23 protein-coding genes are annotated in these 24,416 nt (G+C 39.0%); 19 read left to right on the top strand and 4 right to left on the bottom strand.

What is annotated here, in order from left to right; all coding sequences use genetic code 11:
• Positions 1-146: 146 nt before the first annotated feature.
• On the bottom strand, positions 147-1,115 hold the full coding sequence (locus tag AAFF35_RS04500) for an alpha/beta hydrolase (protein WP_342331207.1): 969 nt from the start codon (positions 1,113-1,115) through the stop codon (positions 147-149).
• 49 nt (positions 1,116-1,164) lie between these two features.
• Between AAFF35_RS04500 and AAFF35_RS04505 the strand changes: the two genes are divergently transcribed.
• On the top strand, positions 1,165-2,088 hold the full coding sequence (locus AAFF35_RS04505; RefSeq protein ID WP_342331208.1) for a LysR family transcriptional regulator: 924 nt from the start codon (positions 1,165-1,167) through the stop codon (positions 2,086-2,088).
• A 655-nt stretch (positions 2,089-2,743) separates the two neighbouring features.
• On the opposite strand, the gene AAFF35_RS04510 is transcribed toward AAFF35_RS04505, so the two are convergent.
• Together AAFF35_RS04510 and tnpB are read right to left on the bottom strand one after the other, a co-directional pair.
• Positions 2,744-3,880: a hypothetical protein gene (locus AAFF35_RS04510; RefSeq protein WP_342331209.1), complete on the bottom strand. Its 1,137-nt coding sequence runs from the start codon at positions 3,878-3,880 to the stop codon at positions 2,744-2,746.
• Between the two features lie 193 nt (positions 3,881-4,073).
• Positions 4,074-4,421 (bottom strand): IS66 family insertion sequence element accessory protein TnpB, encoded by a 348-nt coding sequence (gene tnpB / locus AAFF35_RS04515; RefSeq protein WP_342331210.1) that lies wholly within the window; start codon positions 4,419-4,421, stop codon positions 4,074-4,076.
• 65 nt (positions 4,422-4,486) lie between these two features.
• Between tnpB and AAFF35_RS04520 the strand changes: the two genes are divergently transcribed.
• The 18 genes from AAFF35_RS04520 to AAFF35_RS04605 all read left to right on the top strand — a co-directional run bounded on the left by AAFF35_RS04520 (position 4,487) and on the right by AAFF35_RS04605 (position 21,875).
• Positions 4,487-4,759: a hypothetical protein gene (locus AAFF35_RS04520; RefSeq protein ID WP_342331211.1), complete on the top strand. Its 273-nt coding sequence runs from the start codon at positions 4,487-4,489 to the stop codon at positions 4,757-4,759.
• A 60-nt stretch (positions 4,760-4,819) separates the two neighbouring features.
• Entirely contained in the window at positions 4,820-5,353 is a 534-nt protein-coding gene (locus tag AAFF35_RS04525) for an RNA polymerase sigma-70 factor (protein WP_342331212.1), read from the top strand.
• A 123-nt stretch (positions 5,354-5,476) separates the two neighbouring features.
• Positions 5,477-6,517 (top strand): FecR domain-containing protein, encoded by a 1,041-nt coding sequence (locus tag AAFF35_RS04530; RefSeq protein ID WP_342331213.1) that lies wholly within the window; start codon positions 5,477-5,479, stop codon positions 6,515-6,517.
• 191 nt (positions 6,518-6,708) lie between these two features.
• The gene (locus AAFF35_RS04535; RefSeq protein ID WP_342331214.1) at positions 6,709-10,080 is read left to right on the top strand and encodes a TonB-dependent receptor; all 3,372 of its coding nucleotides are present in this window, start codon (positions 6,709-6,711) and stop codon (positions 10,078-10,080) included.
• A 5-nt stretch (positions 10,081-10,085) separates the two neighbouring features.
• Positions 10,086-11,567 (top strand): RagB/SusD family nutrient uptake outer membrane protein, encoded by a 1,482-nt coding sequence (locus tag AAFF35_RS04540; protein ID WP_342331215.1) that lies wholly within the window; start codon positions 10,086-10,088, stop codon positions 11,565-11,567.
• A gap of 113 nt (positions 11,568-11,680) precedes the next feature.
• Complete coding sequence (locus tag AAFF35_RS04545) at positions 11,681-13,315, top strand: ABC-F family ATP-binding cassette domain-containing protein (RefSeq protein WP_342331216.1); 1,635 nt, start codon at positions 11,681-11,683, stop codon at positions 13,313-13,315.
• Between the two features lie 291 nt (positions 13,316-13,606).
• Positions 13,607-15,022 carry an MFS transporter gene (locus AAFF35_RS04550; RefSeq protein WP_342331217.1) on the top strand — a complete coding sequence of 472 codons (1,416 nt, stop codon included), beginning with the start codon at positions 13,607-13,609 and terminating at the stop codon, positions 15,020-15,022.
• Positions 15,023-15,128: 106 nt separating this feature from the next.
• Positions 15,129-15,923 (top strand): hypothetical protein, encoded by a 795-nt coding sequence (locus AAFF35_RS04555; RefSeq protein ID WP_342331218.1) that lies wholly within the window; start codon positions 15,129-15,131, stop codon positions 15,921-15,923.
• 115 nt (positions 15,924-16,038) lie between these two features.
• Positions 16,039-16,731 (top strand): YafY family protein, encoded by a 693-nt coding sequence (locus tag AAFF35_RS04560; protein ID WP_342331219.1) that lies wholly within the window; start codon positions 16,039-16,041, stop codon positions 16,729-16,731.
• Between the two features lie 73 nt (positions 16,732-16,804).
• The gene (locus AAFF35_RS04565) at positions 16,805-17,218 is read left to right on the top strand and encodes a DUF1761 domain-containing protein (protein ID WP_342331220.1); all 414 of its coding nucleotides are present in this window, start codon (positions 16,805-16,807) and stop codon (positions 17,216-17,218) included.
• 10 nt (positions 17,219-17,228) lie between these two features.
• On the top strand, positions 17,229-17,810 hold the full coding sequence (locus AAFF35_RS04570; protein WP_342331221.1) for a YdeI/OmpD-associated family protein: 582 nt from the start codon (positions 17,229-17,231) through the stop codon (positions 17,808-17,810).
• 557 nt (positions 17,811-18,367) lie between these two features.
• Entirely contained in the window at positions 18,368-18,751 is a 384-nt protein-coding gene (locus tag AAFF35_RS04575) for a DUF4180 domain-containing protein (RefSeq protein ID WP_342331222.1), read from the top strand.
• Between the two features lie 62 nt (positions 18,752-18,813).
• Positions 18,814-19,305: a peptide-methionine (S)-S-oxide reductase MsrA gene (gene msrA / locus AAFF35_RS04580; protein ID WP_342331223.1), complete on the top strand. Its 492-nt coding sequence runs from the start codon at positions 18,814-18,816 to the stop codon at positions 19,303-19,305.
• A 73-nt stretch (positions 19,306-19,378) separates the two neighbouring features.
• Positions 19,379-19,684: an NIPSNAP family protein gene (locus AAFF35_RS04585; RefSeq protein ID WP_342331224.1), complete on the top strand. Its 306-nt coding sequence runs from the start codon at positions 19,379-19,381 to the stop codon at positions 19,682-19,684.
• A 123-nt stretch (positions 19,685-19,807) separates the two neighbouring features.
• On the top strand, positions 19,808-20,254 hold the full coding sequence (locus AAFF35_RS04590; RefSeq protein ID WP_342331225.1) for a hypothetical protein: 447 nt from the start codon (positions 19,808-19,810) through the stop codon (positions 20,252-20,254).
• 24 nt (positions 20,255-20,278) lie between these two features.
• Positions 20,279-20,722 carry an SMI1/KNR4 family protein gene (locus AAFF35_RS04595; protein WP_342331226.1) on the top strand — a complete coding sequence of 148 codons (444 nt, stop codon included), beginning with the start codon at positions 20,279-20,281 and terminating at the stop codon, positions 20,720-20,722.
• Between the two features lie 4 nt (positions 20,723-20,726).
• Positions 20,727-21,266, top strand: coding sequence for a Crp/Fnr family transcriptional regulator (locus AAFF35_RS04600; RefSeq protein WP_342331227.1), 540 nt, complete (start codon positions 20,727-20,729; stop codon positions 21,264-21,266).
• Between the two features lie 60 nt (positions 21,267-21,326).
• On the top strand, positions 21,327-21,875 hold the full coding sequence (locus tag AAFF35_RS04605; protein ID WP_342331228.1) for a DinB family protein: 549 nt from the start codon (positions 21,327-21,329) through the stop codon (positions 21,873-21,875).
• A gap of 64 nt (positions 21,876-21,939) precedes the next feature.
• Here AAFF35_RS04605 and AAFF35_RS04610 read toward each other — a convergent pair whose 3' ends face one another.
• On the bottom strand, positions 21,940-24,378 hold the full coding sequence (locus AAFF35_RS04610; protein ID WP_342331229.1) for a phospholipase C, phosphocholine-specific: 2,439 nt from the start codon (positions 24,376-24,378) through the stop codon (positions 21,940-21,942).
• Between the last annotated feature and the right edge of the window lie 38 nt (positions 24,379-24,416).

Genomic DNA, 24,416 nt, shown 5'->3' on the forward strand with positions numbered 1-24,416 from the left:
CTTATGCCGGGCTTGCTTTGATCAGTGTATTTCCGATTTTTCAAGACGCTCTACCGCTATGATTAAAATACACATAACTATCCTCTTCAACCTGCCAACTCCAGGTACAGAGCCTTCACATTTAGGCAGTATTACGCCCCAAAATCTTATTTTGGAAGAGTGGAGAGAAACTTCAGTATTTCATTTCCTATCTCCTGTACATGGGTTTCTAACGCAAAGTGGCCAGTATCATAAAATTTTACTATCGCGTTAGGAATATCTTTTTTATAGGCCTCAGCTCCGGCTGGAAGAAAAAATGGATCTTTATTTCCCCATACAGCAAGCAGTTTTGGTTTATTGGTTCTAAAATACTTTTGAAACGATGGATACAGATCAACATTTGTTTTATAGTCTTTCAACAGGTCAAGCTGAATTTCTGCAGATTCTGGCCTATCTAGAAAATACTGATCCACCATGTAAGCTTCTGGCGCTACAAGCGATGAATCGGTAACACCAGTAAAATACTGGAATTTCGTTCCCTCTTTGGTAGAAAAAGCCCTTAGCGCATCTCTATTTTCTTGGGTGTCATTTTCCCAATATTTCTGAATTGGATTCCACCCCGTACTCAATCCTTCTACATAGGCATTGCCATTCTGCGAAATAATCCCGGTAATTTTCTCTGGATTCGCAAGTGCCAGACGAAATCCGGTTGGCGCACCATAATCGAATACATAAATTGCAAACCTTTTTAAACCTAATTCATCTATAAAACCCTGCATTGTTTTAGCCAGATTTTCAAAAGTGTAGGCATAAGTTGTGCGATCTGCCAAATCAGTATTTCCAAATCCAGGAAGATCAGGGGCTATAATGTGATATCTTTTGTTTAATATCGGTATCAGATTACGGAACATATGTGATGATGTTGGGTAACCATGCAACAATAATATTGTTGGTGCTCCTGCTGGGCCGGACTCTCTGTAAAATACGTCAAGTCCGTTTACATTTACCTTTCGGTGATGAACAACCCCAACTTCTAAAGCAGGACTTGTTTTAACTGTGGTTGATTGTGCCATAATTTCTGTTCTCCCTAATAAGCCAGTCAAGATGATTGTGAAGGCTATTTTTAGTTTTTTCATTTTTTCCTTTTTTTTATTCAAAAGTAAACCTGATATTTAATCATTCAAAATGATTTATAAAGATACCATGTATCTCAATTTAAGATTTATGAACACGAATGACCTTAATTTATTTGAAGCCGTTGCGCATTATGGCAGTTTTACAAAGGCTGCTGAAGCAATGTTTACCGTTCAATCAAATGTAACTACGCGTATAAAAAATTTGGAGGAGGAGTTTGGCGCACTGCTTTTTACCAGAAACAACCGCAAGGTTGAATTAACTCCGGAAGGTGAAAAACTGATTCGCTATACCAAGCAATTCAACCATATTTTGGACGAGGCAAAAAGGTCGATTGGTAAAAGTGATATCGTAAAGGGCCAGATTAAAATTGGATTTTTGGAAACGATGATGACCCTGAAAGGGCCGGAACTTGTTAATGAACTTGCCTCTAAATTCCCTTTTGTTGACCTGGATTTTAGATCCGCGATGAGAGCCAGCTTAATCAGTGATGTGTTGAATTATAAACTAGATGCAGCATTTATCCCCGCACCTCTCGATATTCCTGAGCTTGAACAAATTAAAATAACGGACGAACAGGTTGTAATTGTTGCTCCGGCAGATTGTGAAAACCTGGATATGCTACTTAAAAAAAATCCGCTTAAAACAATAGTTTTCGATCAAGGTTGCGTCTTTAGAGCTAAACTTGACGCTTGGCTTGTAAGCAAAGGTATTGCCGAATATCATAAAACAGTAATGAATTCCATTGAAGGCGTTGTAAATTTCATTGAATCCGGGATTGGATTTAGTGTTATGCCAGAAGAAATCATAAGTAGGTTTTATGGTAATAGAAATATAAAAACATTCCATTTGCCAAAGGAGTTGGGTCTTATGACAACGATTTTGGTCTACAGAAAGGATGTGCCACTTTCCCCTGCTTTAAAAGCCTTTATCAGCATCAGTGGCGGAACAAAAACTAACAATATCAATAAATAAAGATTTCACATTCAAGTCTAACTATTTTAATAAAATACTTGATCTTATTAATGCAGAGCAATACAATAATTACCAGTGAACAATTTGAATATATATGCGCATTTTAAATTGCAGATTTTCAAAAAAATCCAATCTCTAATTCAGATTGGTGATGTTGTAGATTGTGAGTTTTTGTCATCCAAGGTTATTTGAAAACCTTTCACAAATGACTATAAAAAATTGCTTAATCTTCAATTCGCGATGTCGAATTGGTGGTCATCTGATTACTTTGCATGTCATTTAAAATACCTATGCATTTTTCATAATTGTCGTATTAATTTCGATGTCATATTTCTGCGTTTTCTAACGGTATTAGGGCGATTTTAGCTAGATCTTCCGTAAAATGGTTCGATCTTAGTACGTCCGGGGACGATTGAAAGAAAGCCCGATAAAGGCATTATCCAGACTTTGAACCATCAAAGTCTGGATTTTTTGTTTAAAATCAGTGTTTTGTGATAGGTAGCGGATCAAGCGGAATTCATAATCCCTCAAAAAGTGTTCTATTTTCAAATCACGCTGGATAATATCTTTTCCAACGCTATCCAGTTGTAAAATATAGCAGGCAATCATACAAGTAAGCCGTCTGTACTATAAAACAGACGGCTCTGGATCATATTTAGTGGTCTTTTTTGCCTCTTTTTGGGGTTTTAGTCATGTTTGGAATGAAAACCAAATAGTCGTAACCTTTTATAATTCTTTCCAGCTCCAAATTATCTACTTTAAGCTTCTTTTTAGAGATTGCTTGTTTCAAGGGTCTTAAATCATATGCATACCAATTGTCATCTTTTACGACGGTTAAGAAAGATTTATATTGATCTAAATCAGCCAATGTTTCACCTTCTTCCTTTCCGATGAGCATAATGTGTAATGACTTCCGGTAATTTGCCTCTTCAATATTGGAAACCAGGTTGCCAATATCGAATACTTCCATTAAACTCTCTCCTTTAGGCAGGTGATTAGCACCAAATTTGAAAAGATTCTTCTTGTCTTTCCATTCAGGTAGTTTTTCAAGAACCAGGTGCTTCATGTATTGAACTCTTAAAGGATGAATTCGAGTTAAATATAGTTCCCTGCTTAATTTTAGTGCTTCAAGCTGCTCTTTCTCGTTGGCTGATAAATTCAGAGCGCTCAATGCGTTCATTTTTGCCAGACAATCGTCAGAGAACAAATAGAATGTGGTGTTGTTTTTTGTGTCATAAGCAGCGGAATTAGCGATCATCTGCTTATAAATTTCTTTTGCTTTAGCATTTTTGGATTGTTTTCTCAATTCCGAAAGCAGTAATCGGTCTGAAAATAAACTAATTTGATCAGCTCCATATAGTTTGATATTCTGCTGAAGTATGTTTTTGAATAAATCAAACTCAGCTTCACCTTGTAAAAAAGATAAAGCTGAACCTGATTCATTACGGAATTTGTCCAGTTCAGCAGGGGATAAGGATTTAATTTTTGTTGATATTGTGTTGATTGTATATGGATCAATTTCCAGAATATAGTTGTCGAACTTAATACTATTAATAATTGCATTTGTGAAGTAAGGGACTTCATTGGTGAAATGTAGCTCGCCCAATAACACAGAATTATTTTTGCTGATTTCATCCTGTAGGGCAATCCATCCTTTCCCTTCGAAAGTGTTGTTATTGTTTTTTTTAAAGGTGGAGTAGTTTTTTTGAATTAAACTATCCATTAGAGTGGTTTGTGCATAACTGAAATTGGTAATAAACAGAGTTAGAATTAGTAGTTTGGTTTTCTTCATCTCTTTTTTTTAGAAAGATACAATAAATTGAATTTATCACCCTGATGATTCAATAATATACCTCCAGATATTCCTTTCCGCGACGACAACCTCAGGAGTAAACTACATGCGCTGGCAGATTTCCATTAACTTGTTGTTATAATGTGGCGCAAACTCCTTGTTGTATCCAGCTGTTCATCGCTGGCTATTCTTTCTACAGTTTTTGAACACTCTTTGTAACATGAATACCTTCTGCCATTAGTATCAGGTCGCTCCATAACATTTCATTTTCCTTGCCTTTTGGAGCAAGAAAAGTCCCTTGTTCCAGCTGCTTATAATAGAGTAAAAAGCCGCCTTTTTCCCAGTGTAGTAGTTTGATTTGGGTACGACTGTAGTTCAAAAAAACAAACAATTCGCCGCTGATGGGAATGAGTCGCATACCTGAACTCACGAATCCACACAGCCCGTCAAAGCTTTTTCGCATATCACAGTGGCCTGAATAAAGATAAAAGACTTGTGATGACCCCAAGGAAAATATGACTAATAAAGATGGATCACTCAAATATGTACTTGGTAGGTCGGATACGTATAAGGATGAGTTTAGGATTGCGTATATTGAGTCACTCGATGAAGGGGATAGGAGTTTTATCGATATATGAATTTTCAAATTTGAATCCCGACGAACCAGAAGGCATTGTAAATACTTTTTCAACAGTAAATGAGGCTACCAATTTTTCTTTAATGGAGTGTGGTACTGAACTTGATAAGTTTTTTGAATGTGCCGCTGTCGCTGGAATCCGTAATTTTAGTCACCGATTCCTAGCCCTTCAAAACGTATTCTACTTTCAAATGGCACTGGTTAGTATTTTCTGCAGAGCAAGCAAAAAAAAGTTTAAATAATAAATATATTGGATTCTTATTTCTAATATTGCCCCAAATCATTATATAGATTTGGGGGATATGCAACAACTGATTACTCGCATTAGAGAAAATGCCGACGAGTTTGCATTTAACGAACTATATCAAAAACATGCGCATAATTTCTTTCGGTTTGCACAATCATTTGTGAGGGAAAGAGAGATCGCCGAAGAGATTGTAAACGACGTTTTGGTCAGGCTTTGGACTGAACGGAGCAAAACTTACCAAATCAAGAACATCCAGGTTTATTTATACACATCCATAAAAAATGCCTGTTTAAACCACATCAGGAGTATTTCTTCCAGGAGAAATAATGAAATGAAAGTAACAGAGGCCTATTATTTTCATTTGTCGGTCGATCCATCCCAAATTCTGATTAGCAAAGAGCTTTCTGTTCATATGTTAAGTGCTATAAATGATTTACCTCCCAGGTGTAAACTCATTTTTAAAATGGTAAAGGAGGATGGTTTTTCCTGTAAGGAAGTTGCCTGCATTCTTGGGCTTTCTGATAAAACCGTATTCGCGCAACTTTCCATTGCCCTTAAGAAGCTGCATATGGTTCTTTATTGTAAATAACATCCTCATTATCAGTTGTGTTTTTCTTTCAATAAATTCCAATAATTTATTTCTAAATCCTTTTAGGAATAATGATGCCTTCGCGTGTCTTAACCTGAAATACTATAAATACCATTTTGAACTATGACGGAATCCAGATTTATCGAGCTGATGGCTAAAAATATGGGAAAGTCCTCTACTCCTGAAGAAATAAGGGAACTGGAAGAGTTTTTCATTCATTTCCCAGAATATAGAAAGATGCAAAATTTCACAGATGCATTAACAACTGAGGAGAAGCAGTCGGATACCCTGATGAAAAAGGATTTAGATAAGAATCTTGATAAGATTTGGAAGGAAATAAAGAGAGAAGAATCTATTGTGGCTCCTATTGAAGAAGCTAAAATAAGGCCTTTGGTGTTTTTGAAGTGGGTTGCCGCTGTTTTGTTAATGGGCATATTAGCTGCGGTTTTTTTTCTTGTGCAAAAACCAGATCCTTCGAATCGGTTCGCCAGTTCCGGAATGCAAAATATCTATGTGCCTTTTGGGAAAGTCAGAGAACTACTATTGCCTGATGGCACCAGGGTTAAATTAAACGCCGGAAGTACCTTTATCTATCCGAAAATCTTCAGTACAGAAAACAGGGTGGTCACTCTCAAAGGAGAAGGTTTTTTTGAAGTAGCAAAAGACGCAAACAGACCATTTCAGGTGCATACAGATAAGCTGAGCATAAAGGTGTTGGGAACAGCATTTAATGTCAAAGCTTATTCAACAGATAAAAAGATCGAGACTATATTGCTTAGTGGTAAGATTCAGGTTGGATTAAATGACAAACCTGAAAAGAGCATCGTGATGAGACCTAATGAGAAGTTAACCCTAACAAACAAGAATGCGGCAACTGAGTACCAACTTGAAGTGCTTTCTGATCTCAACAAGGATGAAGTGGCAGAGATCGCCTGGCTGAGTAATAAGTTGGTGTTTACAAATGAGTGCTTCGATGAAGTATCAAAACAGATCGAAAGAAGATTTGATGTAAAAATAGTATTTGAAAATGAGGCCTTGAAAAAGGAAAGAATCAGTGGCGTGTTTAAAGACGAATCACTTGAACAGGCACTTTCTTTTATAAAGATGACCACCTCATTTAAATATAGAAGAGATGGGGGAGTAATTTTCTTATCCTTAAGGTAGCATATAATTAACCGATAATAGAACCAAATTAAACCAGAAAAAATGCAGAAATTTCACCTCACAGATTCCTGAAAGATCCGATCAAATAAGGGAAGAGTTGACGTCTTCCCTTCAAAAATCCAGATTTAATTCACAAGAGTAAGTGTTTTCGAAGGCCTTACTCTATCTCTTAATTTTCAAAAACAAATGTAATGAAAAAGATTACGAAAGCTTTTGCATGGTTATTTGTGCAACCACATTTTAAAATAATTCTGCTAATGAAAGGAGCATCATTACTCATTATGTTCACTTGTCTACAGGTTTCAGCATCTGTTTACTCCCAGAAAAAGTTTTCACTTGATCTGAAACAGACAGAAGTGAGCAACATCCTGACCAGGATACAAAAAGAAAGTGATTACCGTTTTTTCTACAATTATTCCAGCATTAAAAAACTGGGAAAAGTAAAGCTTCAGGTGAAAGATGCATCTATTAATGATGTCCTGGAAGCAATTATGGGGAACAAGCTGCCCTATAAAATAACAGCGGATGGTGTCGTATTCATCTACGACCAGGGAGCGGCAAAGGTGCAGGTCCCTATAAAAGGAAAAGTAGTCGATACCAAGGGAGAAACCCTGATTGGCGTTAGTGTCAAGCTTCAGGGAACCAACGTAGGGGCAACGACCGATGGAAACGGAGCGTTTGTGATTAATGCTCCTGAAAGCGGAGTGTTAGAATTCAGCTATGTGGGTTATGAAAAGCAGATCGTTAAGATTGCCGGACAAACAAACCTGACCATCACGATGGTAGAAACCAATTCTAATCTGGATGAGATTGTGGTTGTGGGGTATGGAACAGCCAAGAAAATTGATGTGACCGGATCAATTTCCAGTGTTAAGGGCAGTGACATTCAGAATTTACCAGTAAGTACAGTGGCTTCCGCTCTGGATGGAAGGGCAACGGGCGTAAATATCGTACGTAATGATGGTACGCCGGGTGCAGCACCAAGCATTCGTATCCGTGGTACAGGGACCATCAACGATGCCAACCCCTTAGTCGTAATTGATGGGGTGCCCTCAAACAATCCCGATGCGTTAAATGATGTGAACCCCAATGACATTGCTTCGGTGGAGATTTTAAAAGATGCTTCATCGAGTGCAATTTATGGAACGAGAGCAGCAAACGGAGTGGTTTTGGTGACCACCAAAAGAGGTACTTACAGTCAGAAATTATCGACTTCAATAAATGCCTACACCGGAATCTCTAAATCTACCAAATACATCGATTTGCTTACCGCTCCGGATCTTTATATGCTGAAAAGAGAAAGATACACTAATGATGGGGTGGCCTTTGAGAAACCATGGGAAGATCCTTACTACGCTACCCAGCGTACAGACTGGCAGAAAGCGATCCTTGGAAGTGGAAAAGTAAACAATATTGATGTAAACATTCAGGGGGGAAATGACGCTTCCACCTATTATTTTTCAAGTTCCTTTTATGATGAGAAGGGAATAGTTGACAAATCTTATTTTAAGCGCTTTAGCACCCGCATCAATTCAGAGCATAGGGTCAAGCCATGGCTGAAGGTCGGACAAAACCTGCAGGTAACGTATGGAGAAAACAATGGTTTCAATAATAACGATTCTCAGGCAGGACTGCTCTTTTCTGCATTAAGGTATAATCCAGCAATTCCTGCTGTGAACGAGGATGGATCTTTCGGAACGTCTAAAGCTTTTGCTAACCAACTGGGGGATATCAATAATCCTTATTCTACAATTCAGAAAGCGGACGCTTACACGCGTAAATACCGGGCGGTGGCCAATGTTTTTGCTGAAGTTCCAATTTATAAGGACCTGAATTTTCGAGTGAATTACGGGTTCGATGGAACAATTAACCGTACTTATTCTTTTGATATTCAGGATTTAAATCAGGCAAGACAAAATCCTAATTCCACGCTAACCCAAGGAGAAGAAGATAACTATTCTCATTTATTAGACCTGTTACTTAGTTATGATAAGCAGGTAAATAAACACCACATCACTTTTACCGGCGGTTACTCTTTACAAAGTTTCAGAGGTAGCTTTTTCTCTGCCGCAAGAACAGGCTATGATGATACTGCCAAAGACCAAAGGACCTTAGATAATGGTAAAAACTTATTGGCTGCAAACGGTACTTATAGAGATCCATATGGTCTTGAGTCGGTTTTCGCAAGGGGATTTTATGATTACGACAGCAGATTTTTAGCTACGTTGACTTTTAGGGCCGATGGATCATCTAAATTTGCCAGTTCTAATCGCTGGGGCTATTTCCCTGCTTTCTCTTTGGGCTGGAGATTGTCTAATGAGCAATTCATGAAAAATATCTCCTGGATCAGCAATTTAAAAATTACCGGTGGATGGGGAGAATTAGGAAACCAGAATATCGATGGCTTTCAATACCTGAGTAAAATAGTAGTGGGTAATGGATATGGTACCAATGGTTATACTTTTGGTGGAAATGGAGTAAGTGGCTCGGCTGTAATAAAAACAGCCAATCCGGACATCACATGGGAACGTGCAGCAATGACCAATATCAGTGTGGAAGCTGGTTTTCTACAGAATAAGTTGAATACCACCATCACCTGGTTTGATAAAAATACGGAAAGCATGTTGGTTCCGGCACTACAAATTGGAACCACAGGAAGGGTGAGCGCTCCTGACCGTAATATTGGAACCATGAATAATCATGGTATTGAAGTAGAACTGAATTACCAGTCGGGCAATGAATTTCAATATTCCTTTGGTTTAAACGGATCCTTCATTAAAAATAAGGTGACTCAGCTATATGGTACTGGTGCTTTTATTCCTTCCACTGTTTATGGCCGCTCAAGCCAGGAAATATCGAGAACCTATGAAGGTCAGCCTGTCGCTTCATTCTATGGATGGAAAACAGCTGGTCTGTATCAAAACCAGGCTGATATCAACAGTGATCCTTACCTGACAAATGATTCCAGAAAAGGATTGATTAAGCCAGGCGATGTTCGTTTTGTGGATGTCAACGGAGATGGTAAGATTGATGGTTTGGACAGAACTTATTTAGGGAATCCAAATCCTAAGGCTACACTGGGCTTCCAGACCAAGTTATCTTATAAAGGGATCGACTTATCCGCAAATTTAGCGGGGGTGTTTGGAGTTAGTTTGTATAATGCAGACCGGATGCAGGGAATTGATCCAACGTATTCGTTTAATTTATACGCAGAAGCACTAAACAGGTGGACTGGTCCCGGAACGAGCAACTCCATGCCGAGAATGTCTCTTGACCGTTCAAATGAGAACTACCGCACCTCAGACCTGTTTATTGAAAACGGCAATTACGTAAGCCTTAAGAATTTAACGATAGGGTATACGATACCAGCTTCTCTAATGAAAAAGGCAACTTTAAATAACTTGAGGCTTTATGTGACCGGACAGAATTTATTTATGATCACTAATTATTCTGGTTATACACCAGAACTCGGCTACACCAATGGCAACAGACAAAGAGGTGTAGATGTTGCTCAGTATCCATCCGTAAGGTCATTCACATTTGGTTTAACCCTAAAACTCTAATCCCCATGAAAACAAAATTTATAATATATACATTTTTATTTGTGGTGGTTCTTTCCGCTGCATGCAAAAAAAACCTGGATCTTAAACAAAAAGGTGTTTATAACACCGATAACTATTTCAGGAATGAGACGGATGCTGTGAATGTCATTTCCGGTATTTATAACTTATTGGCACAGGAAGATTATATTTCTCATGCGGAGACTACTTTTGATGTGGCCTCAGATGATTATTGGAGATCTGGTGACCATGCCGAAGACGAGGCTATTGAAAACTTAACCTATAATGCTTCTAATGCGCAGGTGAATTTTAGCTGGACTTATAAATATGAGACCGTTAACCGTTCAACAAACGCCATCATTAACATTCCGAGAATTACGGAAATCACTCCTGCGATAAAAAACCGTTGTATGGGAGAAGCATATTTCTTCCGTGCTTTTGGCTATTGGAGGTTAATGTTGATTTATGGGGATGTGCCCATTGTTACTGAAGCAGACTATCAAAACAGCAATTTTAATCTGCCAAAATCACCAATAGAGGAAGTCCGTAAACAAATAGAAGCAGACCTTTTAAAGGCAGTAGAGCTGTTGCCGGAAAATTACCCGGATTCGGAGCGTGGAAGGGTAAATAAAGGTACAGCATTGGGATTGTTAACCAAATTGTATATGTATTGGGAGAAATTGCCACAGGCAATTGAGACTGGTGAAAAAGTAATTAATAACAATAGGTATGCTTTAGCAACCAATTATCAGGATAATTTTACACGGGCCAATGAAAAGAGCACAGAGATCCTGATGTCTGTACAAGGACTTCAGAACGTGGTGCAAAATGACTATACCATTTACTATATCCCAAGGGCTTGGGGAGGTTATGGATTCAGTCAGCCTTTAAAAGGTCTTGCTGATGAATTTGAGGCGAATGATACCAGAAAAACAGCTACTTTATTGAGTTTGGGAGATAAGATGGATCTTGGCGATGGAAAAGGGGAGACGGAGTTTACTTCAGACTTATCCTCAACGGGGTACAGCTTCCGTAAATACGCTGTTTTCTATCCGTTCAAATCAGATGAGGGTACCGGAGTGGATCATAATTATGCCGTTCCTCTAATGAGATCTGCAGATATCTACCTGTTGGTGGCTGAAGCTAAAATCCGGACACAGGGAGCCGGAGCTGGTGATGCCCTGATCAATATGATCAGGAAAAGAGCTTCCCCACTATTAATACCTGTTGTAGGTGCAGGAATGCCACAACTGATTCATGAAAGACGGATGGAACTGGCAGGTGAGGGAGAGCGACACCAGGATTTGATGCGTTGGGACAAAAAGAATATAATTGACATTGCGGCAATATATAATCTTCCAAAATCGAAAGCCCCGGTAGACCAGGCCAAAACAGTAACTTTTATCAGGCCTAAACATTATTATTATCCTATTCCACAGGTGGAAATTGATAAGAGCAATGGAGTGCTTAAGCAAAATCCAAACTTCTAGTAAGACCTCTTATTTAACGGGCACTGACATTTTTCAGTGCCCGTTATTTGTTTGTTAAATATTCTGAGCATTCTTTTTATGTATCTTTGCCGATAATTCAATATTCTCATACTGTGATTAATGTAAATAACATCTCCGTTTCATTTGGCGGAACCACGCTATTTAGCGACGTAACCTTTTCAATAAACGAGAACGATAAAATCGCCCTGATGGGTAAGAACGGCGCAGGTAAGTCGACCATTCTAAAAATTATTGCCGACGCGGCTAAACCTACTTCTGGTAACGTAACCGGTCCAAAGGATGCGGTAATCGCTTATTTGCCACAGCATTTCCTCACTGAGGATAAGGTGACGGTTTTTGAAGAAACGATGAAAGCTTTTGCAGAGGTAAACCAGATGCAAAAAGAACTTGATGAGTTGAATGAGCAGCTTACTATTCGTACCGATTACGAAAGTGATGACTACATGAAGCTGATTGAACGCGTGTCGGAACTGAGCGAGAAATTTTATTCGATCGAAGAGGTCAATTATGATGCAGAGGTAGAAAAGGTGCTAAAAGGCCTGGGTTTTGAACGCAAGGACTTTACCCGTCAAACTTCTGAGTTTTCTGGTGGCTGGCGCATGCGGATCGAGCTGGCTAAAATCCTGTTAAAGAAACCCGATCTGATTTTACTTGATGAGCCTACCAACCACATGGATATCGAGAGTATTCAGTGGCTGGAGGATTTCCTGATCAACTCGGCAAAAGCGGTTATGGTGATCTCGCACGATCGTGCCTTTGTAGATAACATTACCAATCGTACCATTGAGGTTACCATGGGCAGGATCTACGATTACAAAGCTAAATACAGCCATTATCTCCAGTTGCGTGCTGACCGCCGTGTACATCAGCTGAAAGCTTATGAGGAACAACAACGTTTTATTGCAGATAACCAGGAGTTTATAGATAGATTTAGGGGCACTTACTCCAAAACCCTGCAGGTGCAATCGCGGGTAAAGATGCTCGAAAAGCTCGAAGTTATTGAGATCGATGAAGTAGATACTTCGGCATTACGATTGAAATTTCCACCATCGCCACGTTCTGGTCAGTATCCGGTAATTGTAGAAGAGCTCACTAAAACTTATGGTGATCATGTGGTGTTCCAAAAAGCATCTATGGTGATTAAACAGGGTGAAAAGGTGGCATTTGTTGGTAAAAATGGGGAAGGTAAGTCGACGATGATCAAAGCGATCATGAACGAGATTGATTTTGAAGGAAGTTTAAAAGTCGGTCACAATGCTAAGATTGGATACTTTGCACAAAATCAGGCCGCATTGCTTGATGAGAACTTAACCGTATTTGAAACCATTAACCAGATTCCATTAAGCGATGGTTCTATAAAAATAAAAGACCTTTTGGGTGCCTTTATGTTCAGTGGCGATGATACCATGAAAAAAGTTAAGGTACTTTCGGGAGGAGAGAAAACCCGTTTAGCCATGATCAAGTTGCTGTTAGAACCGGTAAACCTGTTAATCCTGGATGAGCCAACCAACCATTTGGACATGAAGACCAAAGACATTATCAAGGATGCCCTTAAGGATTTTGATGGTACTTTGATTCTGGTATCCCATGATCGGGATTTCCTGGATGGGCTGGCAGAAAAAGTATTCGAGTTTGGTAATAAACGTGTTCGAGAGCACTTTGAGGACATCAAGGGATTCCTGGCTTACAAGAAAATGGATAGCTTAAAAGAAATCGAACAAAGTTAAATAGACAGACTTATGTTCTGTTTGATCAAATAGTTCCAGCATTTGCAATGTGCACTTTTTGCACATTGCTTTTTTTTTACATTAAAAAATAACCTGATGTAAAAATTAATAAAATCAACAATGAACAGATCGGAGAGGCTTGTGGCAGATTATTGTTCAGAGATCATCGATCAGGAGGCAAAAACATTTAATTGCAAATAAATCCTATTCAACTTCATTCTTGTCCTAACATCAGGATGACCACTCAAATTACTTTTGTGAGGTAAAACACCTATTTTAAAAGTAACCTGTATGCATGACGAAGTTGTTCCTGAAAAAGTAGAAGATACCTCTTCAATACGATGGGTCCTTATCTGCCTTTCTCTTTCCATATTGCTTTCCTCTTTAAGTACCAGTATTGCCAATGTTGCGCTACCGACACTGGTAGGGGAATTTAAGGGCTCTTTCCAGGAAGTTCAGTGGGTTGTGCTGGCCTATCTTTTTGCTATTACGACGATGATTGTCAGCGTTGGGAAACTTGGCGATACCATAGGTCGTAAGCGGCTGTTGTTATTCGGACTCTCTTTGTTTACACTGGCTTCGGTTTTATGTGGTGTGGTGTCTTCGCTTTCCCTGCTGATCGTTTTTCGCGCGGCACAGGGATTCGGTGCAGCTATTATGATGACACTTTCGCTTGCGTTTGTTAGCGAAATGGTACCGAAGGAAAAGTTTGGCCAAACGATGGGACTACTAGGAACGATGTCAGCAATTGGCACTGCTCTCGGCCCATCACTTGGTGGTTTTTTGATCGTAGGAATGAGTTGGCGGATGATTTTCCTGATTAATTTCCCTATTGGTATGCTTACTTTTATTCTGGTGAGTCGTACTCTGCCTGCTGATCGCCAGCGGATGAAGAGCAGAAGGCCTGGCTTTGACTATACGGGTACATTGTTACTCGCCTTAACCCTTGCAGCTTATGCGCTTGCTATGACGACAGGACGTGGGCATTATGGTAAATTTAATGCTGCTTTACTCTTGATTGCCATTTTTGGAACCATACTATTTGTATGGGTGGAGCGGACAATTGCGGCACCATTAATCCAGTTGTCCGTATTCCAGAACCCGGTATGGAGTGCTGCACTGATCATGAATGTATTGGTTGCGACAGTAATGATGGCAACATTGGTGATCGGGCCTTTCTATCTCTCCTCTGCGCTGGGACTCAGCCAGGCATCTGTTGGAATGGTAATGTCGATCGGTCCGGTTCTCTCTATATTGAGTGGTGTCCCGGCTGGTCGCATTGTTGACCATTGGGGACCAGCGTTATCGGTCATCATTGGACTCATCCTGATGGTTGCTGGTTCATTTATGCTATCCGCTTTTTCAGGGATTTTAGGAATTGCTGGTTACATTACTGCCATTGCGATTTTAACTCCTGGTTATCAGTTGTTCCAGGCAGCGAATAGCACTTCTATAATGACGGAGGTCCTTCCAGGGCAACAGGGTGTGATGTCTGGGTTACTTAATTTGTCGCGCAATCTCGGACTGATCACTGGTGCATCGGTTATGGGGGCCGTATTTTCTCTTGCGTCTGGTACAAATGAAATGACATCAGCCGGTGCTGAGGCCATTTTGATCGGGATGCGGATTACCTTTGCAGTTGCCGGAATACTGATTGTCTTTGCGCTAGCTATTGCGATCCGTAGCTCCAATAAATATAAACGTTAGTTAAAGTTTACTCCTTATTTATTCAGGAGCGGATACCGGTCGGTCTTTGAACGATAGAAAATAATTTACATCTTCGATATCAATAGGCAAACCAGCCTTACAATGAATGACAGAAGAAACGTATCAACCATGCTATTTAGACTCGATCACTGAAGTCAGTGACAGGTACTATATTTTAAATTGCTTTTCGAGAACATTAGCTAAAGAAGATTACTATTATGAAATGCACATCGAATCTGACCATACATTGGAGATCATTAAGACGTATGTAGATGGCTATATTTATGTAGAACTCATTTCTGCCAGTAAGCTGGAAATACATACCGGAGAATTTTATTCAGAAAGCTTCAGCGATGGGGAGATGGGTTATACCAGATTTTTTTTTACTGAAGTTGAAAAGGCGTCAAGGCTTGAATGGAAATCAAAAGTTATGGATTTGAGAGAAAAATTTGATGATCTATTAAAAGAAAGAGTTTCCGATTACGAATTTGCACGAAATAAAGTCGTAGATAAATACCAGTCTATTTATGATCAACATATTCAAAGCGGAAATACCTTCGGACTAACGGTCTCTGAAATATCAAAAACCAATCTTTTCAATAGATTATATACCATATTTAATGGTAGTGTTTCCACCTACTATTTAGATCAACTGGCAGGGGCAAATGGAAAAACAACATTGATGAAGGATTGGGCACTTGAATATTTAGATTGGGAAACGAGGTTTAATAATGTAGTAAAGGTTAATTTGAAAGACGATCAATTAATTAAGACACATGTTGTAAATATTTACACCAACACATTTGAACATATGATGTCAAATTTAAAGTACAACTATAAAAATGTTGACGAGTTGAAATATACCAGACTTTTTAATTCCGTTATACAAGGACTGAACTAATATTGCTTATGTGGGCAGCTACTACTGCAACTCGTCTGCAATCACAGAACAAGCAAATAAAAGTACAGCTGATAATGGAGGGATAGATTTTTATAATTTCTGAAAAATTTGAATAATGAATGAAAATGACACCAAGCGACTTTCAAGGCTGACTGCAATTTTAACCCAATTGCAAACGAAAAGACTTTTGACTGCAGCGGAGTTGGCAAATAAGTTTTCGGTAAGTACCAGAACAATTTACAGAGACATCAAAGCATTAGAGCAAGCAGGAGTTCCGGTTTTGACGGAAGAAGGAAAAGGTTACACCTTAATGGAAGGTTATAGAATTCCCCCTGTTATGTTCACAGAGAAGCAAGCCAATGCTTTAATTCTTGCTGAACAATTGGTGCTAAAGAATAAAGACGCTTCTTTTGTCGAAGACTATCTGGAAGCCATCAATAAAATTAAAGCCGTTTTAGGAAATAATGTAAAAAATAAAGCAGAGCTGCTGACCGAAAGAACTCGATTTAGTCAAAATGTTAACAGTGAGAGAAATAGTAATAACCTATCTGATTTACAGTTTGCCCTTACAAATTTTTGCCTGATAAGAATCAAATATACCAACGAAGCGGATAAAAGCACCGATAGGCTGATTGAGCCTTTTGCAATATTAAGCACACAAGAAAATTGGTTATTGGTTGCATGGTGCCGTTTACGCAATGAGTTTCGGTATTTTCGTTTAGACAGGATTAAAAAACTGGAAATCCTTGCCGAAAAGTTCAGCCCTCACAAAATGACCTTGCAGGAATATTTTGATAAGCATTATTAATTTCTTACTACTCTTGACATAAGGCTGTCATTCTGCTGATTTAGATTTGCGACATCATTTAAAAAACAACCTTATGATTAGTCAGTTAGCAAACCTAAATTGGATCGGCGTTTTACTCGCATTTATTACCTATTTTTTTCTCGGAGCCTTATGGTTCACCCTGCTTTTTAATAAGCAATACAAAATTTCTTTAGGTCGCGATAACGAGACATTACCCAACAAAGCTATTTTTATTGTCGGACCTGCACTTTGTACGCTGGTCATTACCGTGGTGACTGCCGTTTTGATGCATGCCCTGAATATTCAGTCTTTTGGAGCTGCGTTGGAACTTTCTTTAATTGTTGGTGTCGGGTATTTGTTTGCCAATACGGTCAATATTGCCATCAACCCAAATATCCCCCGGCCAATTCTCTATGGAATTATAAGCGGAACCTATCATTTAGTGGGTATCCTGTTGGTAAGTGTTATTTTAATGGCAATGAAATAAGAAAGCCCGTATGAAAAAAGAAGTTATAGCTACTTTTTGTCCGGCAAGTCAGCAGGATTGGAGAGAATGGTTGATAGAAAACCACAGTTCGAAACAATCGGTTTGGCTTGTTTACTATAAAAAGAAATGTAATGTTCCAACAATAAATTACAGTGATGCCGTCGACGAAGCACTTTGTTTTGGCTGGATAGACAGCACTAAAAAATCCCTTGACGATGATACGTTTATGCAGTTTTTCTGCAAGCGGAAGCCGAATAGTGTCTGGTCAAAAATTAACAAACTAAAGGTAGAGCAATTAATTAATAGCGGACTGATGACCAGGGCAGGTCTTGATCGTATTGAAGTTGCAAAACAAAATGGTTCCTGGGAAATTTTAGACGGGGTAGAAGAATTGAATATACCGGAAGACCTGGCTAAAGCGCTTGATACCAAATCAGATTCTAAAGCATATTTTCTGAGTTTAAGCAAGTCTGCCAGAAAAAGTATTTTGCAATGGCTTGTTCTCGCCAAACGATTAGAAACCAGGCATAAGAGAATTACGGAGATAGTGGAACTTGCCGCCAAAAAAATGAAACCTAAACAGTTCCGATAAAAATTAGTGAATGTAAAAGATGGCCTTTTGAACCTTTTTTAAAGGCCATCTTTTTTAAACCCGGTTTAGGTTAATTGAGTTGGGGAGGGTAACCGCAATCTGATGCTGAACCTCCTTCGGGGAAAGAGTCTACGCCAGGTATTGAGCCATCCGCGCATAATGTTCTACAGGAATGCTTCGATTTTACAGTCCCGGTATAACAGAAACAATTACAACCAACAGGGTCGTGCGGGCCTCCGCCCATGACATGTTTCAAATCTTTTCTTGATAACTTTTGAACCTCTTTTAAATTTCTCATAATGTCTTTTTTAAGTTTTTAAATTCGGCTACGAATCAATGTAGGCTTAAACTAAATATAACAATTATAATTGGTAATTGATTAATTGTAAATAATTAAGTCTGATTGTGTTGTTTGTGTATCTATTTGTTTAATTGTTGCCTGATTTTAATGTAATATGATAGGATTTGCTACCTTTTGTTTTTCGGTTTTACCATAATTTTACGAAATTTGATAGTATTCAAAGTTGATGTAGTTTTACGTAAAAAGGTAATGCGTAATGAATAATTATAATAATGAAATTATGAATATTGTGACACACGAAAAAGGGGTAATTAAGGTAGCTGAACTCATTTCTGATCAGATTTTAATCGGTAATGTCGAAGATGGGTTGCAATTAATGGGCGATCTGTACTATCAGGGTTATGACAAAATTATCATTTATGAAACAAACATCACACCTGATTTTTTCGATCTGAAAACCCGTCTTGCAGGAGAAGTTCTTCAGAAATTCTCTAACTACAGGGTGCAATTGGCCATCATAGGCGAATTCAGTAAATACCCCCGAAAAAGTATCCGGGATTTTATTTATGAAAGCAATAAAGGTAAAATCGTTAATTTTCTGCCGACAGTTGCCGCAGCAAAAGACAAGTTCTTCTATTAAGGATATTTCTTTGTCATTTACGTATCGGCAGCGTATCTTTATTCCATAAAAAAGAAAAGGATATGGATACTGAAAAAGCAATTCTGGCCGGCGGCTGTTTTTGGGGAGTAGAAGAACTGATCAGGCAATACCCTGGTGTGATTTCAACGGTAGTTGGATATACAGGAGGAGATGTTCCCAATGCAACTTACAGAAACCATGGCACACATGCGGAAGCCATAGAGATCGTATTTGATCCCAAACAATTGTCCTATCGTAAACTTCTTGAATATTTCTTCCAGATTCATAATCCGACAACACGAAACAGACAGGGAAATGATATCGGTACTTCTTATCGTTCTGCTATCTTTTTTATACACGAAACACAACGTGATACTGCAAAGACATTAATCGCAGATATGGAAGCCTCCGGAATCTGGCCGGGACCGATTGTAACGGAAGTTGTTCCGGCAACTGATTTTTGGAATGCCGAAGAGGAACACCAGGATTATTTGCAAAAACAGCCTTATGGATATACGTGTCATTTTGAAAGGCCGGATTGGAAACTATCCTAATTCCATCAAATAAACAAATCCATTACTTTGAACAGCCAGCTGATAAAATACCTTTTGCCTTATAAATAAGATTATGGTTACTTGTCATTTAAAATATATTATTGATCCTTATCAATTGACGGCTTTTGAAGCGTACGGTAAGAAATGGATAGAATTGGTCAATCGCCTTGGCGGACAGCATCATGGTTATTTCATGCCAAGTGAAGGGGCCAATAACATCGCATTTGCACTATTTTCATTTCCAAGCCTGGCTGATTATGAAATTTACAGAAACCGAATGCAAACAGATCCTGAATGTCTGGAAACATTCAGAATTGCTCAGGAAAACAGGTGCATCATCAGTTATGAGCGTACATTTCTAAAACCTGTATTCGAATAGCGGTGTTCAAATGCGGGGCTCCATATCCCGATCGAAATCCCGTAACAACAAAACCAGAACTGCGATCAAAAGGAGGAGGAAAATAACCGTTAATAAATAATATCTTCGGATAGATATTTAACCATGAGCGTAAGAAGAATTGCAAAAAAGTTGTTAAGTCTTGCGGTGGTCATAACTGTTCTGCTCTACGGCTGCTTTTCAAAAGGAAAAGAACCAAAAACGGAGCGTCTCTTTTATCTCGCCATCAAGGACAGAGATACTGCATCATTGAGCCTGGAGATTACCGGTACCTTGTTTAAAGGTAAATATGAAATAAATTATCATGGGAGTCATAAAGATTCCGGCGACGTAAAGGGCAGAATAAAGGGAGATACTTTGCTTGGCGATTACATTTTTCAGCATTATGGAATGGAAAAATGGCACAGGGCGCCGATAGCCTTACTTAAATGGGAGGAGAAGCTGGTGATGGGAGTGGGGGAAACGGAAACTTTTTTGAGCAAAAGTTATTTTAGAAAAGGTACGGTGATTGATTATGACCATGTAAAATTCATCTTCCAAAGAACGAAATAGTGATTATAGAAGTACCTTAGATTGATGACCATATACAGACTGTTATCCGAAATTCAACTAAAGCATCTGAAAGAGGGAATAACCATTAACCCGCCTGCTTCTATTCAAAGTATTGAAGCTTTTCAAAGTAAGATCGGCTTCAATTTACCTGCAGATTTTATTGAATTCTACTCAACTTGCAATGGCTTCGAATGCGAGGAACACATGTTTAACATCAGGAAATTGGAGGAAATCACAGATTTCGAAAGAGATTATGGAAGCAATTGGTTTCATTTTTCAGATTATCTGGTCAGCTCTGATTTATGGTCGTTAAGGGTGTTTGAAAACCACTACGAAATATTTAACCTCGGAGAAGTAGAGATCGTATTGACTTCATCTTTAAATGAGTTCTTAGAAAGATATCTGAAAGGAGATATTTTTGAACCCGAAGGATTGTACTATTGGCATGAGGAAATAAAATCAAAATAAAAGGATGGCAGAGGAACAAACTTTCACACTAAACCTAATCAATTCGTTAAAAGCCAGCGGAAAGAAAAGGATCTGCTCCAGAGGGGAATTGTTACTTAAAGAAGGTGAAATTGAAAAGAACCTATATTACATAGAATCTGGTGCTATACGTGTTTTCTTATTGTCGGCACATGAGGAGCAAACTATTCGGTTGGGCTATGAAGGTTCAATGATCAACTCTTTGTCCTCTTTTCTTAAGGGAAATCCATCTGAGTTTTATGTGGAAGCCATTAGGAAAACAACCTTAAAAGTATTTTCCAAAGCAGCACTCTCTGACATTGTAAATAAAAATATTGAAAGTCTAAACGGATACAATTCCTTATTGGAAACGGTGATTGCACAACAAATGGAGCGGGAGATTGACTTACTGACCGTTTCTCCGGCAGAACGCTTGCAAAGGGTACTTCGGCGAAGCCCAAACCTTTTTCAGCACATTCCTTTAAAATATATTGCTGCTTACTTAAGGATGACTCCTGAAACATTGAGCCGCATCCGAAATTCTTGATTTCAATCAAGTTGTATAAAATAGATTCTCTTCATTTTCGCAGAAATAAAACAACCGGAAATGAAAATAAGCAACGAAGCGTTAATACAGGAGCTTTTAGAAATCACCCAGAAGTCAACCCGTTCAATTAAAAAAATCAGGACCTTACCCATTACCCGGTTGAAGTACAAAGACAACCAGGAGACATGGAGTGTCTTAGAATGCATTGAGCATTTGAATCTATATGGTGACTTTTACCTTCCTGTTATAGAACAAGCGATTCTTTCCAATGAGCCATCTAAATTTCCGGGAGTATTTCGTAGCGGCATCATAGGAAACTATTTCGTTAATTTAATTCGCGTTAAGTCCGGAGCAATTAAAAAGATGTCTGCACAAAAAGAAATGAACCCTTTAAATTGTGATTTAACCATCACTACGATCGATCGGTTTTTAAAGCAACAGCAGCACTTGGAATCATTGCTGATACAAGCTAAATCCATTGATCTGGTTAAAGCTAAAACACCGGTTTCAATAACCAGATTATTAAAATTAAGATTGGGTGATACTTTACGGTTCCTGGTATATCATATCGAAAGACATGTCTTACAGGCTGAGCGTATATCTAATTAAGGTAACAATGAGAATCTCAACGTTTCTCCCCGGAAATCCAGAGAGAAACGTTAAGATTGCATCATTAATATTGTCTGCCCATTAAGGGATCCGTAAAGCTTTCTTTAGCATGCTCTGCATGTCCTGCAAATTGCTGACTATACACTTCGTTCTTTTCCGCTGTTACCGTAAAATCATACCAGCTATGGCTTGCTTTAAGATCGATTGGAATAAAAATCTCCTCCTGATTTTTGTTGAGTACTGCTTTTAGCACTGGTTTTTTATAGCTATTGTCCTTTATCGTGAATTTAACCGGGTTGCCTTTGACTAAACGTCTGATGTGTAGCAACACATTCCCATTTACCCGTCTGCCATCTTTTTCACTTTGATACTTTAAAGAGATGGCAATTTCAGGATCATGGGCATTACCGGTATACCTGCGGTAAAAGCCATTTGAACTGTAGACTTTTAGATCATAAGTTTCGGCATTAAAATCAGCTAATGGCCAGTTGTAGTCAATCGTATCACCTGCATCAACTGTGAAGTTCCAGTTTTTATCCCCACTGTAAACGATAAAACCTGCGCCTTTGGAGCGATCACCAAAAAAGGTTTTTCCTGCGCTGAAATCTATCTTAAACTGTTTACCCGCACGATCCAATGCTGCATCTGCATACAGTTCATAAGGGATGGCATTTGCAGGTTTAATGCCTGGTTCCTGCTTTGGTAAATTGGGGTTATCCTTTGGATTCTTAAGAATTCCGGCTATAGCTGCCTTATCCAGATTTTTAAAGTTGCTAGGTAACTTTGCAAATTTAGCCTTGTGAATGCCTTCTAAAAACGGCATTCTTTCCACTGCTTTTGGCAAGGGAATGTGTTCTCCGTTATACGGTCTGAAAACTGAAGTTAAATCACCACACAAACTTCTTCTCCAGGAGCTAATGTTATCTTCATAGATCTTTTTACCCGTTTTATGCGTTAGAAAATGCTCCAGAAATTGAATCGACGAAGTATGGTCAAAGGTTTCGGAATTGACATAGCCGCCTCGGGACCAAGGGGAAACCACTACCATTGGCACCCTGAAACCTAAGCCTACCGGACTTTCTCTCTTGCTATGCTCGCCTTTATAAATATATTCAGAGCTGCTGTCTAATGATTTTGATATTTTTCCTGCGGCCGTGTCTTTTGGATTTGGTGCGACAAAAGGGGGTAAATGATCAAAATAGCCATCATTTTCATCGTAAGTAAGGATAAAAATCGTTTTCTTCCATACTTCCGGATTCTTTGTTAAAATATCTATTGCCTCAGATAAATACCAGGCACCATACCATGGAGCTCCAGGATGGTCGGAGAAGTTGGAGGGGGCCACCAGCCAGGAAACAGTAGGTAATTTGCCGGCGTCAACATCCGCACGGAATTGATATAATACATCCCCTTTAGGGATTTTGGCCGTTCTTTCAGTACCCTTATCATCATAGGTCAGGGTTTCCAGCTTATGGAAATCCGGATCATTTCTGTTGGTTACAAAAGCCCTTTTATGGAGGTCAAGTTGTTCCGGACTTAGTTTATCTAAGGTGTTTACTTCCAGGAAGGCAATTTCTTTGCTTACAAAATCAAGCTTTTCCTGAAGCTTAGCATCTGTCTTTTCTTTCAGTTTGCTTTCCAGCTCTGCCTTGGCCTTACGCAAATACGTCAGATGCTCCGGATGTCTTTTAACATGATATTGTTTGAAAAACTCCATGTCGTTGTCAGTGAAATTGGAAAGCCAGTCGTCCTCTTCATTCTCAAAACCTACGCCCACACTCAGCTCATTCTGGTATATCTTCCAGTCTACATCATGTTTCGATAAACGTTCCGGAAAGGTACTCCAGTTTAAGCGTTCCGAACCATCAATAAATCCGTTCGAGTGATGAGCCATAGAGCTTTCCTCTTGTTTTTCCCTGATCTTACCTGTCCAGAAGAAACAGCGGTTAGGGCTTGTTCCTGTTAAAACAGAACAAAAATTATGGTCGCATACCGTAAAAGCATCCGCTAAAGAATAGTAAAAAGGAATGTCTTCGCGGTTGTAATAGCCCATTGTCAAAGGCATCTCTGCATACTCTTTATTGCCGGATTTTTTCGCTTCCAGCCAACCATCATAACGACCATTGTTCCGGGCATCCACCTGGTTTTCCCAGGAGTGGGGGAGGGAACTCATCCAGGTTGCCTTGGTGTCTTTAATGTTTAACCTGAATGGGGCATAAGTTTCTCCCTTTTTATTGCTTTGCAGCCATACCGGATACTGGTTAGGTAAAGTGATGGCTCTCGGATTGTTAAATCCTCTGACCCCTTTAAGGGTACCGAATGCATGGTCAAATGACCTGTTTTCCTGCATCAGAAACACGACATGTTCTGCATCTAAAAAAGTGCTTCCTATTTTAGGATCGATGGCCATTGCTCTTTGTATTGAGGCTGGTAACATCCCTGCAACGCCAAGGGCGCCGGTTAATAATGTGGCTTTCTTAATGAAATCTCTTCTGCTTTCCATTGAATTGTATTGTAAAAAAGGATTGATCAGACTAAACT

The organism is Pedobacter sp. FW305-3-2-15-E-R2A2 (assembly GCF_038446955.1).
Classification (GTDB): Bacteria; Bacteroidota; Bacteroidia; order Sphingobacteriales; family Sphingobacteriaceae; genus Pedobacter.

What these genes read in the sequence shown, in the direction of transcription:
- AAFF35_RS04500 (WP_342331207.1), bottom strand. Translation starts at nt 1,115, where the DNA reads ATGAAAAAACTAAAAATAGCCTTCACAATCATCTTGACTGGCTTATTA.
- AAFF35_RS04505 (WP_342331208.1), top strand. Translation starts at nt 1,165, where the DNA reads ATGATTTATAAAGATACCATGTATCTCAATTTAAGATTTATGAACACG.
- AAFF35_RS04510 (WP_342331209.1), bottom strand. Translation starts at nt 3,880, where the DNA reads ATGAAGAAAACCAAACTACTAATTCTAACTCTGTTTATTACCAATTTC.
- AAFF35_RS04520 (WP_342331211.1), top strand. Translation starts at nt 4,487, where the DNA reads ATGAAGGGGATAGGAGTTTTATCGATATATGAATTTTCAAATTTGAAT.
- AAFF35_RS04525 (WP_342331212.1), top strand. Translation starts at nt 4,820, where the DNA reads ATGCAACAACTGATTACTCGCATTAGAGAAAATGCCGACGAGTTTGCA.
- AAFF35_RS04530 (WP_342331213.1), top strand. Translation starts at nt 5,477, where the DNA reads ATGACGGAATCCAGATTTATCGAGCTGATGGCTAAAAATATGGGAAAG.
- AAFF35_RS04535 (WP_342331214.1), top strand. Translation starts at nt 6,709, where the DNA reads ATGAAAAAGATTACGAAAGCTTTTGCATGGTTATTTGTGCAACCACAT.
- AAFF35_RS04540 (WP_342331215.1), top strand. Translation starts at nt 10,086, where the DNA reads ATGAAAACAAAATTTATAATATATACATTTTTATTTGTGGTGGTTCTT.
- AAFF35_RS04550 (WP_342331217.1), top strand. Translation starts at nt 13,607, where the DNA reads ATGCATGACGAAGTTGTTCCTGAAAAAGTAGAAGATACCTCTTCAATA.
- AAFF35_RS04555 (WP_342331218.1), top strand. Translation starts at nt 15,129, where the DNA reads ATGACAGAAGAAACGTATCAACCATGCTATTTAGACTCGATCACTGAA.
- AAFF35_RS04560 (WP_342331219.1), top strand. Translation starts at nt 16,039, where the DNA reads ATGAATGAAAATGACACCAAGCGACTTTCAAGGCTGACTGCAATTTTA.
- AAFF35_RS04565 (WP_342331220.1), top strand. Translation starts at nt 16,805, where the DNA reads ATGATTAGTCAGTTAGCAAACCTAAATTGGATCGGCGTTTTACTCGCA.
- AAFF35_RS04570 (WP_342331221.1), top strand. Translation starts at nt 17,229, where the DNA reads ATGAAAAAAGAAGTTATAGCTACTTTTTGTCCGGCAAGTCAGCAGGAT.
- AAFF35_RS04575 (WP_342331222.1), top strand. Translation starts at nt 18,368, where the DNA reads ATGAATAATTATAATAATGAAATTATGAATATTGTGACACACGAAAAA.
- msrA (WP_342331223.1), top strand. Translation starts at nt 18,814, where the DNA reads ATGGATACTGAAAAAGCAATTCTGGCCGGCGGCTGTTTTTGGGGAGTA.
- AAFF35_RS04585 (WP_342331224.1), top strand. Translation starts at nt 19,379, where the DNA reads ATGGTTACTTGTCATTTAAAATATATTATTGATCCTTATCAATTGACG.
- AAFF35_RS04590 (WP_342331225.1), top strand. Translation starts at nt 19,808, where the DNA reads ATGAGCGTAAGAAGAATTGCAAAAAAGTTGTTAAGTCTTGCGGTGGTC.
- AAFF35_RS04595 (WP_342331226.1), top strand. Translation starts at nt 20,279, where the DNA reads ATGACCATATACAGACTGTTATCCGAAATTCAACTAAAGCATCTGAAA.
- AAFF35_RS04600 (WP_342331227.1), top strand. Translation starts at nt 20,727, where the DNA reads ATGGCAGAGGAACAAACTTTCACACTAAACCTAATCAATTCGTTAAAA.
- AAFF35_RS04605 (WP_342331228.1), top strand. Translation starts at nt 21,327, where the DNA reads ATGAAAATAAGCAACGAAGCGTTAATACAGGAGCTTTTAGAAATCACC.
- AAFF35_RS04610 (WP_342331229.1), bottom strand. Translation starts at nt 24,378, where the DNA reads ATGGAAAGCAGAAGAGATTTCATTAAGAAAGCCACATTATTAACCGGC.